Origin of the sequence: Vreelandella malpeensis (assembly GCF_020622355.1) — a bacterium.
Taxonomy (GTDB): Bacteria; Pseudomonadota; Gammaproteobacteria; order Pseudomonadales; family Halomonadaceae; genus Vreelandella; species Vreelandella malpeensis.
In genome coordinates, this window is record NZ_WHVL01000007.1 from 133974 (window position 1) to 151640 (window position 17667).

The 17667-nt window shown below is 65.7% G+C and carries 16 protein-coding genes; 4 read left to right on the forward strand and 12 right to left on the reverse strand.

Annotation, left to right across the window (positions count from 1 at the left end; translation table 11 throughout):
* Positions 1-28 precede the first annotated feature (28 nt).
* The 10 genes from GEV37_RS15560 to ffh form a co-directional block, all read right to left on the reverse strand.
* Positions 29-1837: a single-stranded-DNA-specific exonuclease RecJ gene (locus tag GEV37_RS15560; RefSeq protein ID WP_227391185.1), complete on the reverse strand. Its 1809-nt coding sequence runs from the start codon at positions 1835-1837 to the stop codon at positions 29-31.
* A complete protein-coding gene (thrC, locus tag GEV37_RS15565) occupies positions 1837-3231 on the reverse strand; it encodes a threonine synthase (RefSeq protein WP_227391186.1) in 1395 nt (464 codons plus the stop codon). The genes GEV37_RS15560 and thrC overlap by 1 nt, the downstream gene beginning before the upstream one ends.
* Before the next feature lie 4 nt (positions 3232-3235).
* Positions 3236-4552: a homoserine dehydrogenase gene (locus GEV37_RS15570; protein WP_227391187.1), complete on the reverse strand. Its 1317-nt coding sequence runs from the start codon at positions 4550-4552 to the stop codon at positions 3236-3238.
* Positions 4553-4629: 77 nt separating this feature from the next.
* Entirely contained in the window at positions 4630-5394 is a 765-nt protein-coding gene (locus GEV37_RS15575; protein WP_227391188.1) for a DsbC family protein, read from the reverse strand.
* Between the two features lie 4 nt (positions 5395-5398).
* A complete protein-coding gene (gene xerD / locus GEV37_RS15580) occupies positions 5399-6280 on the reverse strand; it encodes a site-specific tyrosine recombinase XerD (protein WP_227391189.1) in 882 nt (293 codons plus the stop codon).
* Between the two features lie 115 nt (positions 6281-6395).
* Complete coding sequence (gene rplS / locus GEV37_RS15585; RefSeq protein ID WP_227391190.1) at positions 6396-6752, reverse strand: 50S ribosomal protein L19; 357 nt, start codon at positions 6750-6752, stop codon at positions 6396-6398.
* Between the two features lie 137 nt (positions 6753-6889).
* The gene (gene trmD / locus GEV37_RS15590) at positions 6890-7651 is read right to left on the reverse strand and encodes a tRNA (guanosine(37)-N1)-methyltransferase TrmD (RefSeq protein ID WP_227391231.1); all 762 of its coding nucleotides are present in this window, start codon (positions 7649-7651) and stop codon (positions 6890-6892) included.
* A 17-nt stretch (positions 7652-7668) separates the two neighbouring features.
* Positions 7669-8211, reverse strand: coding sequence for a ribosome maturation factor RimM (gene rimM, locus GEV37_RS15595; protein ID WP_227391191.1), 543 nt, complete (start codon positions 8209-8211; stop codon positions 7669-7671).
* Between the two features lie 46 nt (positions 8212-8257).
* Complete coding sequence (gene rpsP / locus GEV37_RS15600; protein ID WP_007111767.1) at positions 8258-8506, reverse strand: 30S ribosomal protein S16; 249 nt, start codon at positions 8504-8506, stop codon at positions 8258-8260.
* A gap of 320 nt (positions 8507-8826) precedes the next feature.
* Positions 8827-10236, reverse strand: coding sequence for a signal recognition particle protein (gene ffh, locus GEV37_RS15605; protein WP_227391192.1), 1410 nt, complete (start codon positions 10234-10236; stop codon positions 8827-8829).
* 217 nt (positions 10237-10453) lie between these two features.
* On the opposite strand from ffh, the gene GEV37_RS15610 reads away from it, so the two are divergent.
* Together GEV37_RS15610 and GEV37_RS15615 are read left to right on the forward strand one after the other, a co-directional pair.
* Positions 10454-11251, forward strand: coding sequence for a cytochrome C assembly family protein (locus tag GEV37_RS15610; protein ID WP_227391193.1), 798 nt, complete (start codon positions 10454-10456; stop codon positions 11249-11251).
* Positions 11252-11335: 84 nt separating this feature from the next.
* Positions 11336-12610, forward strand: a complete 1275-nt coding sequence (locus GEV37_RS15615; RefSeq protein WP_227391194.1) for an HlyC/CorC family transporter — start codon at positions 11336-11338, stop codon at positions 12608-12610.
* Here GEV37_RS15615 and GEV37_RS15620 read toward each other — a convergent pair.
* Both GEV37_RS15620 and GEV37_RS15625 read right to left on the reverse strand, forming a co-directional pair.
* Entirely contained in the window at positions 12607-13236 is a 630-nt protein-coding gene (locus GEV37_RS15620) for a 1-acyl-sn-glycerol-3-phosphate acyltransferase (protein ID WP_264477834.1), read from the reverse strand. The genes GEV37_RS15615 and GEV37_RS15620 overlap by 4 nt on opposite strands.
* Before the next feature lie 53 nt (positions 13237-13289).
* Positions 13290-13904: a TetR/AcrR family transcriptional regulator gene (locus GEV37_RS15625; RefSeq protein WP_227391196.1), complete on the reverse strand. Its 615-nt coding sequence runs from the start codon at positions 13902-13904 to the stop codon at positions 13290-13292.
* Positions 13905-14118: 214 nt separating this feature from the next.
* Between GEV37_RS15625 and GEV37_RS15630 the strand changes: the two genes are divergently transcribed.
* Positions 14119-14805: an SOS response-associated peptidase gene (locus GEV37_RS15630; protein WP_227391197.1), complete on the forward strand. Its 687-nt coding sequence runs from the start codon at positions 14119-14121 to the stop codon at positions 14803-14805.
* A complete protein-coding gene (locus tag GEV37_RS15635) occupies positions 14805-17657 on the forward strand; it encodes an insulinase family protein (protein ID WP_227391198.1) in 2853 nt (950 codons plus the stop codon). The genes GEV37_RS15630 and GEV37_RS15635 overlap by 1 nt, the downstream gene beginning before the upstream one ends.
* Positions 17658-17667: the final 10 nt, after the last annotated feature.

The following is a 17667-nucleotide window of genomic DNA, read 5'->3' on the forward strand; positions in this document are numbered from 1 at the left end:
GCGTCCTTTTATTGTTGGTTCATCCCGCTCAAACCGCTTCGGCGTATTCGATCATGAGCTGCAGCGACTCCCGGCCGCGCCAGCGGTTGCGGTTGAGTTTGAACGCGCAGGCAAGCGTATCGCCCACGCCAAAAGCCGGCAGTTCGCCCGGCGTCAGTGCGCGAAACCAGATCGCCTTGCAGGTCACGGGGCCTTGGGAGAGCTCCAGCATCAGGTGGATGCCCTCACCGCCCACCGGGCGCAGCGCCTCGACGATGAACTCGCCCTGGAACAGCGGCGCCTCGAACTCGCGCCCGAAGGGGCCGAGGGCGTCGATCTCGTCGAGTGTGGCCAGATTGAGCTGGGCGGCGCCGAGCGTACCGTCGGTCAAGAGCTGGGGCGTGCGCGGCGTCTCGCCGAGCTGCTCGACCACGGCCTGCAGGAACGCCGCCTTGAACGCCTCATACTGCTCTTCGGCTAGCCCCACTCCGGCCGCACCGGCATGGCCGCCAAAGCGCGGCAGTGCCTCGGGGGCAAGCTCGAAGGTACGCGCCAGCGCGTCGCGCAGGTGCAGCCCCTCGATCGAGCGCCCGGAGCCGGTGAGCATGTGGGGCGCGGCGGCGCGAGTTAATACCACCGCCGGGCGCCCGAAGGCCTGCACCAGGCGCGAGGCGACGATGCCCTGCACGCCGGCATGGCCATCCTCGAGAAACACCACCACGGCGGGCTCGCCGGCTTCGATGGCGGGCAGCGCCAGACGCTTGGCCTCGTCGGCCATGTCCGCCTCGATCGCCTTGCGCGACTGGTTGTCCTGGTCGAGTACCTCGAGCTGGCGGTTGGCCACCACGTCGCTCTCGGCGAGCATGTAGTGAAGCGCGGCGTAGGGGTCGTCGAGACGCGAGCGGGCATTGATGCGCGGGCCCATCTGGAAGGCCAGCGTCTCGGCGCTGAAGGGCACGCTGTCGGTGCCGAGCCGCGCCGCCATCGCCCGCCAGCAGGCAGCGTCCATGCGGTTGATCAACGTGAGTCCGTGACTGACCACTGCACGGTTGGCGGGGCTTGCGCCGAGCGACACGCAGTCGGCAACGGTCCCCAGCGCCACATAGGAGAGCCAGGGCGAGAGCTTGGGCGTGGCCGGGCTCAGCTCGCCCCACTCGATCAGCACGCCGCGGGCCAGTGACATCAGAAGCCAGGCCACCATGCAGCCGGCGATGGTCTTGTCCGGATAGTCGCAATCATCGCGGGTCGGGTTGATGCAGGCGTAGGCGGATTCCGGCGGGCCGGCCAAGGGCAGCGCGTGGTGATCGCTCACCACCACGTCGATGCCGGCTGCCTTCAGGCGCGCGATGCGCGGCTCGTCGCTGCTTCCGCAGTCGGCGGTGATCACCACGCTCGGGCGCGGCGACAGCGCCAGCGTGCGCTCGACCAGCGGCAGGCTGATGCCGTAACCGTCGTTGATGCGGTGACCGATCAGGCTATGAAGCTTCGACTGCGGCACGCCGAAAAGCTCGACCAGCGTACGCCTGATCACCACGTGGGAGGTGATGCCGTCGACGTCGTAGTCGGTGAGGATGCCGATCGATTCGCCCTCGGCAACGGCTCTTGCGATGCGCTCGGCGCCGCGCCGAGCGTCCGCCAGCTTCTCGGGGTGGGCGAGATAGCGAAGACTCGGCGAAACCAGCGGTGCCAAGGGCTCGGTGTAGCCCGGCAGGCGCGAGGCGAGAAGCCTGGCCTGAAGCTCCGAGAGCCCCTCCTGCTGGGCGCGGGCGTAGACCGCCTCGTCCAGGGGACGAGGCGTCAGTCGAGGACGGCTGGCGTCTTGCAACAGCGTGGCGGGGGCGGCACTCAAGTCGGTCACTACCCCGGGCGCCGGTTGTCGGCCACGAAGCGCTGCACGCTTTCGAGCTCGGCGGGCAGCACCGTGTAGCGCTCTTCACGCTCGAGCAGATCGTCCATATGGGTGGGCAGCGGCACACCCTGGAAGCCCGCCTTGACCACCGCTTCGGCGAACTTGGCCGGGTGGGCGGTAGCCAGCGTCACCATGGGCGTGGTCTGGTCGCTGCGTGCACGCTCGGCGGCGCGGTAGCCGGTGGCGGTGTGCGGGTCGAGCATCTCGCCGGTGCGCTGGTGCGCTTCGCGAATCACTTCCAGAATGGTGGCGTCGTCCACACTAAAGCTCGAAAACTTCTCGCGCAGGCGTGAAAGCGGCGCCTCGGCAAGCGCTGTGGGCTCTTGCTGGAAGCGCTCGAGCAGTGCCGCCACCGCCTTGCCGTCGCGCTCGTAGGCATCGAAAAGCAGGCGCTCGAAGTTAGAGGACACGACGATGTCCATCGACGGCGCAAGCGTCGCTTCGAGCTCCTTCTTGGAGAAGTCGTTGGCGGCGAGCGTGCGGTGCAGGATGTCGTTGGCGTTGGTGGCGATGATGAACTGCTTCACCGGCAGCCCCATCTTGTAGGCCATGTAGCCGGCGAAGACGTTGCCGAAGTTCGCCGACGGCACGCAGAAGCTTACCTCGCGGTGCGGCGCGCCGAGTGCGACGCCGGCGGCCACGTAATAGACGATCTGGGCCATGATGCGCGCCCAGTTGATCGAGTTGACCGCCACCAGCCGGGTGCCCTGCAAGAAGCCTTGGTCGGCGAAGCTCGCCTTGACCATCGCCTGTGCGTCGTCGAAGTTGCCCTCGATGGCGATATTGAAGACGTTGTCGGCAAGCACCGATGTCATCTGGCGGCGCTGCACTTCCGAGACGCGGTTGTGCGGGTGCAGGATGAAGATGTCCAGGTTGTCGCAGTGGCGGCAGCCTTCGATGGCCGCCGAGCCGGTATCACCGGAGGTCGCGCCCATGATCACCGCGCGCTCGCCGCGCTTTTTCAAAAAGTGGTCGAGCAGGCGACCGAGAAGCTGCAGCGCAACATCCTTGAAGGCGAGCGTCGGGCCATGGAACTGCTCGAGCAGGAAGTGGTTGGCATCGAGCTGCTTGAGCGGCACCACCGCGTCGTGGCTGAAGGTGGCGTAGGCATCGGTCACCAGGCGCTTGAAGGTCGCATCGTCGATCTCGCCGTTGACGAACGGCTTCATCACCCGAAAGGCGATCTCGGCGTAGGAGAGCCCGGCCATGTCGGCGAGCTCCTTGCGGGAAAACGCGGGGATCTCTTCGGGCACGTAGAGGCCGCCGTCGCTGGCCATGCCGGTGAGCACCACTTCTTCGAACGAAAGCGCCGGGGCCTGGCCCCGCGTGCTGATGTAGCGCATATGCTTACTCTCCTTCGTCCAGGCTTTCGACGCGGATGCGGGTGACGGGGCCTGCGATGTCCGCCATCGCCTCGATTTCCCGGATCGCCTCGTTCATCTGGCGCTCGCGGGTACGGTGGGTCAGCAGGATGATCGGCACCAGCTCCCCTTCGGTGGCTTCCTTCTGGATCAGCGCCTCGATGGAGATACTCTGTTCGGCCAGGATGGTCGCCACGCGGGCCAATACGCCGGGGCGATCCACCGCCAGAAGGCGCAGGTAGTAGGCGGTGGTGATCTCTTCCATCGGCATGATGGGCAGGTCGTTGTCGCCATCGTCGATGCCGCTGAAGGCGAGATACGGCACGCGGTAGTGGTGGTCGGTGGCGATGTCGCGGGCGACATCGAGGATGTCCGCCACCACCGCCGAGGCAGTGGGCTCGGCGCCGGCGCCGGCGCCGTAGTAGAGGGTCGGGCCGACCGCATCGCCCATCACGGCGATGGCGTTCTTCACGCCATGGACGTTGGCGAGCAGGCGCTCCTTGGGAATCAGCGTCGGGTGCACGCGAAGCTCGAGCCCGCCCTCGGTGCGCTTGCAGATCCCCAGGTGCTTGATGATGTAACCCAGGTTGTCCGCCTGATCGACGTCCTCGGCGGTGATGCGCGCGATGCCCTCGGTGAAGGCCTTCTCGAACTGCAGCGGCACGCCGAAGGCAATGGAGGCGAGAATGGTCAGCTTGTGGGCGGCGTCGATGCCCTCGACGTCAAAGGTCGGGTCGGCTTCGGCGTAACCCAGGGCCTGGGCCTCGGCGAGCACGTCCTCGAAGGCGCGACCTTCGTCGCGCATGTGAGTCAGGATGTAGTTGCCGGTGCCGTTGATGATGCCCGCCACCCAGTCGATGCGGTTGGCACCCAGGCCCTCGCGCAGCGACTTGATGACCGGAATGCCGCCGGCGACCGCCGCCTCGAAGGCCACGATCACGCCCTTGTCGTGGGCGGCGCGGAAGATCTCGTTGCCGTGGACGGCGATCAGCGCCTTGTTGGCGGTGACCACGTGCTTGCCGTTCTCGATGGCGGTCAGCACCAGCTCACGGGCCAGGTCGTAGCCGCCGATCAGCTCTACCACCACGTCGATATCGGGGTTGGTCGCCACCGCGAACACGTCCGTGGTGGCGTTGATGCCGGTAATGTCGCAATCGGGGTGAATGCTGCGATGGGCGACCTGCTCGATGACGATCGGACGGCCGGCGCGACGGGTAATGTCGTCGGCGTTACGCGTCAATACGTTGAACGTGCCGCCACCGACGGTTCCCAAACCACAAAGGCCTACTCTTACCGGTTTCAAAATACTTCCCCTCTTGATACGCACTCAAGGTGCTGCGTCTTGACGTTGAATTGGCGTGCGCCGCCCGAAGCGGCTGTCTAGTCGTTCAAGCCTAACATGTCGGCGAGGCGATCCGGCGGCACGAACCCCGGTACCATCCGGCCATCGGGCAGGATGATCGCCGGCGTCCCCTGGACGCCGAGCGCCATGCCGAGCTGATACTGCTCGGCCACCGGGTTGTCGCAGATCTCGCCGCTGACCGGCTCGCGCCGCTGGGCGCGGCTCATCGCCTCGGTGCGGTTGTCCGAACACCAGGCGCGCTGGATCGTGGCAGCAGCGTCGCTCTCCATGCCCGCCCGTGGAAAGGCCAGGTAGTGAACCGCGATGCCGCGCTCGTTGAGCTCGGGAAGAGTCTCGTGCAGGCGCTCGCAGTAGGGACAGGTCGGATCGGTGAAGACCACCACCGTGGCCCGGGGCTCGTCCACGCCGCGATACACGAAGCGATCACGCTCCGGCACAGCGGCAAGCGCCTCGACGCGCTCCTGATTCTTGGCCTGCTCGGTCAGATTGACGAGCCCCTGGTCGGCGTTCTCGAACAGGTCCCCGACCAGAAAGTAGCTGCCATCGGCGTTGGAGTAGAAGGATTCGCCGTTCTCCAGGCGCACCTGGTAAATGCCCTCCATTGGCGTCTCGACGACGCGCTCGACCGGCATGGGCTGGCCGTTCACTTCAAGGCGCTCGGCAAGCGCCGGGGCATCGGCCAGCGCCGGCAGCGCACCAAGGCCTGCCCCCAGCGCCAGCAATGTTGCCAGGCCCGGGCCGGCCAGGATGCTTCGCGTCATGAACGTCGTGCGGTGGCGCATGTTGTCAACCTCGTGGATGGTGATCGGCGTGCAGCTGCTCCAGGCGCGCCTGGGCAACGTGCGTGTAGATTTGCGTCGTGGACAGGTCGCTGTGTCCGAGAAGCAGCTGTACGACACGCAAATTGGCGCCATGATTCAATAAATGCGTCGCGAAGGCGTGGCGCAGCGTATGCGGTGACAGCGGCCGGTTGATGCCGGCGGTCGTTGCGTGGCGCTTGATGCGGTGCCAGAAGGTCTGGCGCGTCATTGCCTTGCCGCCCCGCCCGGGAAACAGCGCCGGCCGCGTGACATCCGCCATCAGGGCGGGGCGGCCGCTCGCCAGGTAGCGTTCGAGCCACTCGCCGGCCTCTTCGCCCATCGGCACCAGACGATCCTTGTCGCCCTTGCCACGCACCCGCACCACGCCCTGGCGCAGATTCACCGCGTCGGTGGTCAGGCCCACCAGTTCCGACACCCGCAGCCCGCAGGCGTAGAGCAGCTCCAGCATGGCGCGGTCGCGCAGGCCCAGCGGCATGGCGACGTCCGGCGCGGCCAGCAGCCGTTCGACCTCCTCCTCCTCGAGGGTGTCCGGCAGGCTCGGGCGCACCACAGGCAGCGCCATGTCGACGAGCGGGTCGTGCTCGACGCGCCCGTTCAGCTGCGCCCAGCGGTAGAAGCTTCGCAACGACGACAGCAGCCGGGCGTTGCTGCGCGCCTGGTAGCCCGACGCGCGGCGCGCCTCGAGCCAGGCGGGGCAGCGCTCGGGCGTGGGCGAAAACAGCGTTTCGCCGGCCTGCTCCAGGTGGTGCTGCCAGGCGTCCAGGTCACGCCGGTAGGCCGCTAACGTATGATCGCTTGCGCCCTGCTCCAGCCACAGGGCGTCAAGAAAGGCATCGATGTCGCTCATAGGTTAACGCTCTTGCGTTCTTGATTGAACGGCGCCAATAAAAAACCCCGCCCCGCAGAGCGGAGACGGGGTCTTGCGTACCCGGGCGCCGAGACACCCGGGGAAAAAGCGGCGATTAAGCCAGCTTTTCCTTGATACGCGCCGACTTGCCGCTGCGCTCGCGCAGGTAGTACAGCTTGGCCTGACGAACGTCGCCGCGACGCTTGACTTCGATGGAGTCGACCAGCGGGCTGTAGGTCTGGAAGGTACGCTCGACGCCGACACCGTGGGAGATCTTGCGCACGGTGAAAGCGGAGTTCAGGCCGCGGTTACGCTTGCCGATGACAACGCCTTCGAAGGCCTGCAGACGCTCGCGGGTACCTTCCTTGACCTTGACCTGGACGACGATGGTGTCACCCGGTGCAAAGCTCGGAATTTCCTTGCTCATCTGCTCGTTTTCGATCGCCTGGATCACCTTGTTCTTGCTGCTCATCTGTCTTGCTCCTGAATAACGTGATGGTTCGCCACGCAGTCGTGGAAGGGGCGAACCGTGATCCCGGCGCTCGAAACGAGCCACGCGGGAGTCGTCATGGGTGACGCAGGTGCCTTGGCCCTGCACCGCCGCCAACGCTACGAGGTAGCCTTGGCGTGTTCCTCGATGTACTCGTCGAGCAGACGCCGCTGCTCGGCATCAAGCTCGCGACCGGCCAGCAGGTCGGGTCGACGCTGCCAGGTCCTGCCGAGCGACTGCTTCAAGCGCCAGCGCTTGATGTCGCCGTGATGACCGCTGAGCAGCACATCCGGCACCCGCTTGCCGTCGATCACTTCCGGACGGGTATAGTGCGGGCAGTCCAGCAGGCCGTCGCTGAACGAGTCCTCGATGGCGGAGTCGTGATGCCCCAGTACGCCGGGGATCAGCCTTGCCGCCGCGTCGATCAGTACCATGGCGGGCAGCTCGCCGCCGCTGAGCACATAGTCGCCGATCGACCACTCTTCGTCGATGTCACATTCGACCACGCGTTCGTCGATGCCCTCGTAGCGACCGGCGACCACCACCAGGGGGCCGGCACTCGCCAGGGTCTCGACGCCGTTCTGATCCAGCTTGCGCCCTTGGGGTGACAGGTAGATCACCTTGGGGGAGCGGCCGGTCAGCGCCTGGCCTTGCGCCTTCGCATCGTGGATCGCGCCGCGCAGCGTGTCGACCTTCATCAACATGCCGGGGCCGCCGCCGTAGGGCCGATCATCCACGCTACGATGCTTGTCGGTGGCGTAATCCCGCGGGTTCCAGAACCCGAGCTCGATCTGGCCGCGCTCGATCGCTCGCCCCACCACCCCTTGCTGGGTCATGGCCTCGAACATCTCGGGGAACAGCGATACCACGCCGATCCACATCGCGGGCGTCTCGTCGCTCAAAACTCGGGGTCCCACTCGACGACCATGCGGGCCGCCTCGCGGTCCACCTCGAGCACCACGTCATCGGGCAGAAACGGCACAAGCCGCTCGCGCCGGTCGATGGCGTCCTGATCGCCGCGTACCACCATGACATCGTTCGCGCCGGTTTCGAACAGATAGCTGATCCGTCCGAGCCGTTCGCCTGACCGAGTGAAGACGGCGAGGCCTTCGAGCTCGTGCCAGTAATACTCGTCGTCGGCGAGTTCGGGCAGAACGCCCTTGGGCAGCAGGATCTCGGCCTGGGCCAGCGCTTGTGCAGCAGTCCGGTCGTCGATCTCTTCAAGCTGCACCACTAGCGCCTTGCCTTGCCGACGCCCCTGAACGACGGTCATGCGCTCGAGGGTCTCCCCGCGGCGCACCCACCACTCGGGGTACTCCAGAATACCGTCGACAGGATTGGTGTAGGAGTAGACCTTGAGCCAACCCTTCACCCCGTGGGGGCTGGTCAGCTTGCCGAGCACCACGTGCTCGTCGGTCTGGCCTGCGTCTGAACGCGTCATGAACCAAGGCTCCTACGGTGCATCATCCTGTCTCGCGCCAACAGGCTTACGCCTGCTTGCGTGCTTCCTTGACCAGCTCAGCAACGCGACCGGAGAGCTGCGCACCCTGGCTCTGCCAGTGAACGACGCGATCCAGATCGACGCGCAGACGCTCTTCCTGACCACGGGCGACCGGGTTGAAGAAGCCGATACGCTCGATGAAACGACCATCACGGGCGTTACGCGAGTCGGTCACGGTGAGGTGATAAAAGGGACGCTTCTTGGCGCCACCACGTGCCAAACGAATGGTAACCATACGATAACTATCCTTCGGTTGAGGTTACGAGAGTGGAGCATGGCGACATCGCCACCAGAACACTCATCATGCAGTTTTGCGGCACACTGCTCGCCCGGTCGACGCGATGTCGTCCAAGTGCTTGCGGTGCACCCTTTTTACGCTTCATTGGCAGGCCTAATCCGTGCGATAAACGCACCGATCGCCAACACCCACGCATGAAGAGGCCGCATTCTACGCAAACGCGAACCGCTTTGAAAGCCTGACAGCCAGAAAACTCTCAAGGCGTCAATCGACTTGAACACCTCTGCCGCGTTCGGGCGTCAGGCATCAAACAATACTCAGCGCCAGGGCAGCCCGCCCGGGCCACCCATGCCGCCCATGCCACCGGGGCCTCCCGGGCCGCCGCCGCCCATCATGCCGGACATGCCGCGCATCATCTTCTGCATGCCGCCCTTCTTGCCGGCCTTCTTCATCATCTTCTGCATCTGCTTGTGCTGCTTGAGCAGGCGATTGAGCGCCGGTACGTCAAGGCCGGCGCCGGCGGCGATGCGCCGCTTGCGCGAGCCGTTGATGATCTCGGGCTTGCGCCGCTCGGCGGGGGTCATCGAGTTGATCAACGCCTCGAGCTTGCCCATCTCCTTCTCGGGCCCCGGACCCTGGGCAAGCTCGGCCATCTGGCCCATGCCGGGGAGCTTGCCGAGCAGTCCGCCCATGCCGCCCATCTTCTTGAGCTGCTGGAGCTGTTCGCGGAAATCCTCGAGGTCGAAGCCGTCGCCCTTCTTCACCTTCTTGGCGAGCTTGGCGGCCTTGTCCTTGTCGACGGTGCGCTCGGCTTCCTCGATCAGCGAGAGCATGTCGCCCATACCGAGGATGCGCGAGGCGACGCGGTCCGAATGAAAGGGCTCGAGGGCGTCGACCTTCTCGCCCACGCCCATGAACTTGATCGGCTTGCCGGTGACGTGGCGCACGGAAAGCGCCGCGCCACCACGGGCATCGCCGTCGGCCTTGGTGAGGATCACACCGGTCAGCGGCAGCGCCTCGTGGAACGCTTTGGCAGTGTTGACCGCATCCTGGCCGGTCATGGCATCGACGACGAACAGGGTTTCCTGGGGCGAGACTGCTTTGTGCAGCGCCTGGATCTCCGCCATCATCGCTTCATCGATCGCCAGACGGCCTGCGGTATCGACGAGCACCACGTCGTGGAACTGGATCTTGGCGTGCTTGATCGCGGCATTGGCGATGTCGACGGGCTTTTCAGTGGAGTGCGATGGGAAGAAGTCGACCTCGACTTCCTTCGCCAGGGTCTCGAGCTGGTCGATGGCCGCAGGGCGATAGACGTCCGCCGAGACCACCAGCACCTTCTTCTTCTCGCGCTCGCGAAGAAAGCGGGCGAGCTTGGCGACCGAGGTGGTCTTGCCCGCGCCCTGAAGGCCGGCCATCAGGACGACCGAGGGCGACCCCTTGAGGTTGAGCCCCTCGTTGGCCTCGCCCATGATCGCCTCGAGCTCCTGCTGGACGATCTTGACGAACTGCTGGCCCGGCGAGAGGCTCTTCGAGACCTCCTGGCCGACGGCACGCTCGCGTACGCGCTCGATGAATGCCTTGACGACGGGTAGCGCCACGTCCGCTTCGAGAAGCGCCTTGCGCACCTCGCGCAGGGTGTCCTTGATGTTGTCGTCGGTCAGGCGCGCCTGGCCTTTGATCGACTTCAGCGTCTGGGAAAGACGCTCGCTCAGATTCTGGAACATGGGGCCTCTGCCTTTGTCGCTGACGCCGGGCTCGCAGCCGGGCACGTGTGGGCGAGATTATACGCGCTCCGCCTGTGAGTCTCTATGGCTGTTCGCCGCGCGGTGCTGTGCGACGCTTTACGATTGGTTATAGTAGGCGCTAGTCTCTAGCTCGCACCGACTTGTCTTCACTGCCCTTTTTTTCTCAACGACGCGCGGCCAGCGCACGGATAGCATCATGCAGGCGCTCCCTCTCGCCACCATCGCTTTTGTACTCTATATCGCTGCCGCCGTCTGGCAGGGCATGACGCTGTTTCGCCGGGTGCCGCCGCGCCGGGGCATGGTTCGTCTGATCGCGGCGCTGGGTCTCTTGTTGCATATTCCGGTGGTGGTGATGCTGATCAACCAGACGCCGGGACTCTTGCCGGGCTTCACCACCAGCGCCACGCTGCTAATGGCGGTGGTGGTCAACGTGTTGCTGGTGGCGAGCCTGTTCAAGCCGGTGCTCAACGCGGGCATCGCGCTGTTCCCGCTGGCCGGGGTGGCGCTGATCTTCGCCACGTGGCTACCGAGCCAGGGCGGCCATACCGGACTCACCCCGGGTATCCTGATTCACGCGACAAGTTCGGCACTCGCCTTCGCGATGCTGGCCATCGCGGCGGTGCAGGCGGTGCTGGTGGGGCTTCAGAACCAGGCGCTGCGCCATCACCACATTCGCGGCATCGTGCAGTCGCTGCCACCCTTGACCACCATGGAGCGGGTGCTGTTCGAGCTGATCTGGGCCGGCGTTGCGCTCTTGACGCTGTCGATCGCCAGCGGCCTGATCTTTCTGGACAACCTGTTCGCCCAGCACCTGGTGCACAAGACGGTGCTGTCGATCGCCGCCTGGGGTATCTTCACCACGCTCCTGGTCGGGCGCTACCGCTTCGGCTGGCGCGGCATGCGCGCGGTGCGCTGGACGCTCGGCGGCGGCCTGCTGCTGGTACTGGCCTACTTCGGCAGCAAGTTCGTGCTGGAAATAGTCCTCGCCCGCTGACCGCACCTCGAACGAGGGCGCCTTGACAGCGCCCCGCCGCTGCTTCTAAAAACGAGCTTGATACGCCATAAAGGAACTTTCGACTTGAGCGACGAATTCCCGCTGGGATTACTGTTCGGCCTGCTGGGCCTGCTGGTGCTGCTATCCGCCTTCTTCTCGAGCTCCGAAACCGGCATGATGTCGATCAACCGCTACAGGCTCAGCCACCAGGCAGGCAGCGGCGACAAGCGCGCCAAGCGGGTGATGCGCCTTCTGACCCGCCCGGACCGGCTGATCGGCGTCATCCTGATCGGCAACAACTTCGTCAACAACCTCGCCGCCTCCATCGCCACCATCATCGCGATCCACTTCTTCGGCGAGGTGTCGGGCCCGGCGATCTCCACGGCGCTCTTGACCATCACCATTCTGGTGTTTTCGGAAGTGACGCCGAAGACCTACGCGGCGATCAAGCCCGAGCGCATCGCCTACCCTGCCTCGATGGCGCTGGAGCCGCTTCTGAAGCTTCTGTACCCGCTGGTGTGGGTGGTCAACGCGGTCTCCAACGGTCTTCTGCGACTGGTCGGCGTCAAGAGCGTGGAGAACGGCGGTGATAGCCTCACTCGCGACGAGCTGCGTACCGTGGTGCACGAGGCGGGCACGCTGATCCCCTACCGCCACCGGGCGATGCTGCTGTCGATTCTGGATCTGGAGAACGTCACCGTGAACGATATCATGGTGCCGCGCCACGAGGTGCTGGGGATCGACCTGGATGATCCGCTCGAGGAGATACTTGCCCAGATCCGCACCAGCCAGCACACGCGGCTTCCGGTCTACAAGGGCGACATCAACAACATCATCGGCATGCTGCACCTGAGAAACGCGGCGCGTTTTCTCTCCAAGGAGGAGGTGACCAAGGCGGCGGTGGTGCAGGAGGCGCGCGAGCCCTACTTCATCCCGGAATCCACGCCGCTGCACACCCAGCTCTTGAATTTCCAGAAGCAGAAGCGACGTATCGGCATCGTGGTGGACGAGTACGGCGACGTGGAGGGACTGGTGACGCTGGAGGACATCCTCGAGGAGATCGTCGGTGAATTCACCACCGACGTCTCCGAGGACGAGGAGATTCATCAGCAGGACGACGGTAGCCACGTGATCGAGGGCACCGCCAACATTCGCGAGATCAACAAGATGCTTGGCTGGCAGCTGCCTACCGACGGTCCCAAGACCTTGAACGGACTGATTCTCGAGCACCTCGAAGCCTTCCCCGAAGGGTCAGCGTCGCTGCAGATCGGTAACACACGCATGGAGATTCTCGAGATTCGCGACAATTTGATCACCTCAGCGCGCTGCTGGCCGGTGATTCGCCTGCCCAGGCGCTAGTCGCGCTCGGCGCTGCCCCGGTACCGCCGGGCGATGTCCACATCGCCTGCGGTCTTGAGCGCCTTCACCCGGGCCTCGAGAAAGTGGCGCAGCGCCACCCCCTCGGCCTCATGGGTCATCACTGGCGCACCGAAGTAGAGCCTGACCGGTGCGCGAAACCGCGAGGGCCACTTCTTGAGCGCCCGCCCGCCACAGTGGGAGGTCCACGACCCCCAGAGCCCGGCGAGCCCCGCGGGAATTACCGGCACGTTATCGCGGGCCAGCATCGTCTCGAGGCCGCGGCGGAAGGGGTGGATCTCGCCATCCGGGGTCAGACGCCCTTCGGGAAACACCATCACCACCTCGCCGTCGCGCAGTGCCTGGCTGATCTGGTCGAGGGTGCGCCTGAGCCCGGCGGTGTTGCGCCGCTCGGACTCGACGGGAATCGCGCCGACCAGCAAAAACCACCACTTGAGCCAGGGCGAATCGAAGATCGGCTGGTCCATCACGAAACGCAGCGGCCGCGGGCTGCAGCCGCCAAGCACCAGCGCGTCCATGAAGCTTACATGGTTGCACACCACCAGCGCTGCGCCTTTGGCGGGCAGGTATTCACGCCCCTGAACGCGGATACGGTAGCTTGCGCGCATGCTGAAATAGATCGCATGGCGCAGCACGCAGCGCGTCGGTCGAATCAGCCACTTCACGAATGCGCCTCACGGGCGCGAAGCCCCGCCAGCACCGTACTCAAAAGCTGCTCGAGAAGTTCGTCGACCTTGAGCTGGTGGCCCTGCCAGTAGCCCAGGCGCTCGTTGAGCCCGAGCTGGACGAGCCCGTGAACGCTGCCCCATAGCGTACGGCCGAGCCGGCGCGCCTCGAGATCATCGAGCGCCGGCTGGTAGCGGGTCAGCGAACTCTCCACCTGAGTAAACAGTGCCTCGATCAGATCGCTCTGGCGACGGTCGAGCTCGCCCTCCTCCGCCAAAGGGTGATCGAACAGCAGTTGCCAGCGGTAGCATCCCTGCTCGGCAAAGCGCCAGTAGGCATGGGCCAGCGCACGCAGCCAAGGCTCGGGCTCGTTTTCGGTCAAACTCTCGATGGTCTTTTGAAGGCGCGCCAACGTCTCGACGTTGACGTGCTGCAACAGGTTGTTGAAGCTGCCATAGAGCTTGAGCAGCGTACTCGGCGCGCAGCCGACCTCTCTTGCCAGGGCACGCAGCGACAGACCGTGGACCGGCCGTGAGGCCAGCCACTCGTCGCAGGCGCGCATGACCTGTGCATGAAGGGCATCGGGCGCATGCTGTCTGGGACGGGCCATGGCGATCTCTTAAGGTCAGGCAAACAAGACGATCTCAGCGCACTTAAGCGTGAGCGAGTGGGTAATATAAGATAGGATACCTCTATCGAACACTGTTTTCGATACTCGACCACGACATTTAGCGCAATCTTGTTACCTTTTGGACCAAGGCGTTTTTGCGCGGTCGACGACTTTTTTCGGCACCGGCCTATCTTCGGGCCACAAGGAGACACGCATGACGGGACGCCTCCATGTGCAGCGCCTGGCGCTCTCCCGCCGAGTGCCGGAGCTTCACGACGCGAACGCCTTCATCGAATCGCCCAATCTCGCGCCGCGTCGGCCGGTCTCGGCCATTCGCCTGGAGCAGGGCATCTATCGCCACCGCCATCTTTTCTGGGGGCTGACCCCGCCCTGGCTCGAGGTGCTCGACCATGCCCCGCACTGCGCCCGGGCAGAGTCGCTGTCGCGCCGGCCGATGTTCGACGAGGCCTTTCGGGCGCGGCGCTGCGTGATTCCGGTCACCGGGTTCTACGTCTGGCAGTCGCGCCCCGGCGGCAAGCAGCCGTACCTGGTCACTGCCACGGACCGCGCGCCGCTGCTGCTCGGCGCGCTGTGGTGTCGCTATCACACCACGCTGACCGAGTTCACCGACTCCACTGCCTTGATCACGGTGCCCGCCAACGTCTGCCTGGCCTCGCTGACCGACCGCCTGCCGGTGGTGATTGCGCCCGAAGCGCTGGCCTCCTGGCTTTCCCCCGAGACCGCCGCCGCCACCCTCGAAGCGCTGCTTGTGCCGGCGCCGTTGGAACTGTTGGGCGCTTTTCCGGTATCAAAGCATGTCAACAACCCTGCCCACCAGTCGGTGTCCTGTGCCCATCCGCAAGGACCCATGCTGCGCTGGACCGTGCCCCTGGAGCCCTGATGCTACGCCTAAGCGAACTCGTCCCCCCTCCCTCGATGCGCTACGCCCTGACCGGCGCGGTGCTGAGCCTGGCCTGGTACGCCCCCACCCTGTGGGCCGAAGAGAGCCCGGTGCTCGACACGCTCACGCCCGTGCAGAGCGAGTACGATGCGCGTGATTACCGCGTGCTGACGCTGGAGAACGGCCTGCAGGCACTGCTGGTCAGCGACCCGGACGCCGACAAGGCCGCCGCCTCGATGAACGTGCGGGTAGGCAGCGCCCAGGATCCGGACGACCTCGAGGGGCTTGCCCACTTTCTCGAGCACATGCTGTTTCTTGGCACCACGCCCTACCCGGAGCCGGACGCCTACCAGCGCTACATCGCCGACAACGCGGGCTCGCACAACGCCTTCACGTCACAGCAGGACACCAACTACTTCTTCGACGTCGCCCCTGAAGCGCTGCCCGGGGCGCTCGACCGCTTCAGCGCGTTCTTCCTGTCGCCGCTGTTCAACGCCGACCAGCTCGAGAGCGAGCGCAACATCATCCATTCCGAGTACATGGCGCGCATTCGCGACGAGTCGCGCCGCGAGAACGACGTGCTCGACCAGGTGCTGAATCCGGACAACGCCACCACTGGCTTCGCCGTGGGCAGCCGCGAGACGCTGGCCGACCCCGCCACCGGCGAGGCGTCGCTGCGCGAGCGGATCATCGACTTCTACCATAGCCACTATGACGCCAACGTCATGAACCTGGCGGTGATCGCCCCGCAGCCGCTGGATACGCTGGAGGAGTGGGTGGTCGAGCGCTTCGCCAACATTCCCGACAATGGCCTGACGGCGCCCACCATCGACGCTCCGCTGGCGCTGGCCGACGAGCTTCCCCTGTACCTCGAGCGTCAGTCGCTGCTGGATCGTCGCCAGCTGAACGTGTACTTCCCGGTGCCGGACCCGATCCAGTATTACCGCACCAAGCCCGCAAGCCTCATCGCCCACCTGCTGGGCGATGAGAGCGAGGGCAGCCTGCTCGCCGTGCTGCGCAAGGCGGGTCTGGCGGACGGCTTGTCGGCGGGCGTGGGCCGCGGTGACGGCGAGCACGCGCTGTTCACCGTGGCTATCAGCCTGACGCCGCGCGGCGCCGAGCGCCTCGAGGACGTGCAGGCGACCCTGTTCGCTGCCGTCGACGAGATTCGCCGTGAAGGCATCGAGCAGTGGCGTTTCGATGAGCAAGCCACGCTCGCCGAGCAGGCGTTTCGCTTTCAGCAGCACGGCGACGCCCAGAGCGAGGCCACCCAGCTCGCCATGAGCCTGTCGCGCTATCCAGTGGAGGATGTCCAGTACGCCCCCTACCGTATGGACGCCATGGACGACGACACTCAGGCGCGCTACCTCGACGCGCTCACGCCGGACAACATGATTCGCGTCTACTCGGCGGCGGACATCGAGAGCGACACCGTCTCGCCCTGGTTCGACACCCAGTGGCGCGCCCTGGCCGCACCGCCCGCCAGCGGACAGGCGCTGGGCGGGCTCTCGCTGCCCGCGCCCAACCCCTTCATCGCCCATGACCTGACCCTGGAACCGGGCCAGGACAAAGCCCCGAGCATACTGGTCGAGACGCCCTCGTTCAGGGTATGGCACATGCAGGACAGCCGCTTCAACACCCCGAGCGTGGAGTGGCGTATCAGCCTCCAGCATCCGAGTGCGAGCTACTCCGCCGAGGAAGCGGTGCTGACCCGGATGCTCGCCGGCTGGCTCAACGATAGCCTGAGCACTACCCTCTACCCCGCCTGGCTCGCCGGTCAGTCGTTCAGCGCCTACCCCCATGCCCGCGGCATGACGCTGTCGTTCTCGGGCTGGCGCGACGGCCAGACGCCGTTCATCGAGCAGGCGATCGAGCAGCTCGAACGCGCGCCGATCACCGATGAGGTCTTCGACCGGGTGCGCTACCAGCTCGCTCGAGAGTGGCGCAACGCTCCGCAGGCCGCGCTTTACGGCCAGGCCGGACGCGCCCTGAGCGAGGCGTTGATGCGCCCGCAGTGGTCGAGCACCGAGCTCTACCGGGCAAGCGAGCGCCTCGAACGCCATCACCTCGAGGATTTCCGCCGGCGTTTTCTTGCTTCGCTCTACGTGGACGCCATGGCGGTGGGCAACTTAGACGCCGACGAGGCCCGCGCCCAGGCGGATCTCATCCGCGACGCCCTGCGCCCGCGGCTCGAAAGAGACGAGGTGGCCAACCTGACGCCGCTGGCCATCGACGAAGGCGGCCAGGTACTGCATCCGGACAGCGCCCGGGACGAGTCGCTCGTGCTGCGCTACGCACAGGGGCGCGACGAGAGCGTGCAGGAGCAGGCGACCCTCGGCGTGATCGCCCAGTGGCTGGGCACGCCGTTCTACCAGCGCCTGCGCACCGAGCAGCAGCTCGGCTACGTCGTCAACGCTGGCTACTCGCCGCTGCTCGACGCTCCGGGTATCGCTTTCATGGTGCAGTCTGCCGATGTCGAGAGCGACGAGATCGCCCACCGCATCGATGCGTTCCTGGAAAGCGCGGGCGAAGAGCTCGACACCCTCGACGATGCTACCCTCGCCCCCTACCGCCGGGCGCTGGCGGATCGCCTGCTGGAGCGCGACACCAGCCTCGCCGGCATGGCCAACCGCTACTGGCAGGCCACCGCTCGCGACCCGGTGCGCTTTGATCGCCGCGAGGCGCTTGCCAAGGAGGTGATGACGGTAAGCCCCGAGCGCATTCAGGCCGCGTGGCCAGCCCTAATGGCGCGTACCCTGGACGTTCGCTTCGACCCGCACGATGAGCCAAGCGACCTGACCGCCTTCCGCGCGACTCTGTCGCCCTTCCCGCGCAGCGCCGAAACGCGCTGAACGCGGGCCC

Bases quoted from the DNA above. Each gene is read 5' to 3' on its own strand.
- rpsP (WP_007111767.1), bottom strand. From the start codon at position 8,506: ATGGTTACCATTCGTTTGGCACGTGGTGGCGCCAAGAAGCGTCCCTTT.
- GEV37_RS15625 (WP_227391196.1), bottom strand. From the start codon at position 13,904: ATGGCCCGTCCCAGACAGCATGCGCCCGATGCCCTTCATGCACAGGTC.
- rplS (WP_227391190.1), bottom strand. From the start codon at position 6,752: ATGAGCAGCAAGAACAAGGTGATCCAGGCGATCGAAAACGAGCAGATG.
- GEV37_RS15620 (WP_264477834.1), bottom strand. From the start codon at position 13,236: ATGCGCGCAAGCTACCGTATCCGCGTTCAGGGGCGTGAATACCTGCCC.
- GEV37_RS15575 (WP_227391188.1), bottom strand. From the start codon at position 5,394: ATGCGCCACCGCACGACGTTCATGACGCGAAGCATCCTGGCCGGCCCG.
- GEV37_RS15630 (WP_227391197.1), top strand. From the start codon at position 14,119: ATGACGGGACGCCTCCATGTGCAGCGCCTGGCGCTCTCCCGCCGAGTG.
- GEV37_RS15635 (WP_227391198.1), top strand. From the start codon at position 14,805: ATGCTACGCCTAAGCGAACTCGTCCCCCCTCCCTCGATGCGCTACGCC.
- xerD (WP_227391189.1), bottom strand. From the start codon at position 6,280: ATGAGCGACATCGATGCCTTTCTTGACGCCCTGTGGCTGGAGCAGGGC.
- ffh (WP_227391192.1), bottom strand. From the start codon at position 10,236: ATGTTCCAGAATCTGAGCGAGCGTCTTTCCCAGACGCTGAAGTCGATC.
- rimM (WP_227391191.1), bottom strand. From the start codon at position 8,211: ATGACGCGTTCAGACGCAGGCCAGACCGACGAGCACGTGGTGCTCGGC.
- trmD (WP_227391231.1), bottom strand. From the start codon at position 7,651: ATGTGGATCGGCGTGGTATCGCTGTTCCCCGAGATGTTCGAGGCCATG.
- GEV37_RS15610 (WP_227391193.1), top strand. From the start codon at position 10,454: ATGCAGGCGCTCCCTCTCGCCACCATCGCTTTTGTACTCTATATCGCT.
- thrC (WP_227391186.1), bottom strand. From the start codon at position 3,231: ATGCGCTACATCAGCACGCGGGGCCAGGCCCCGGCGCTTTCGTTCGAA.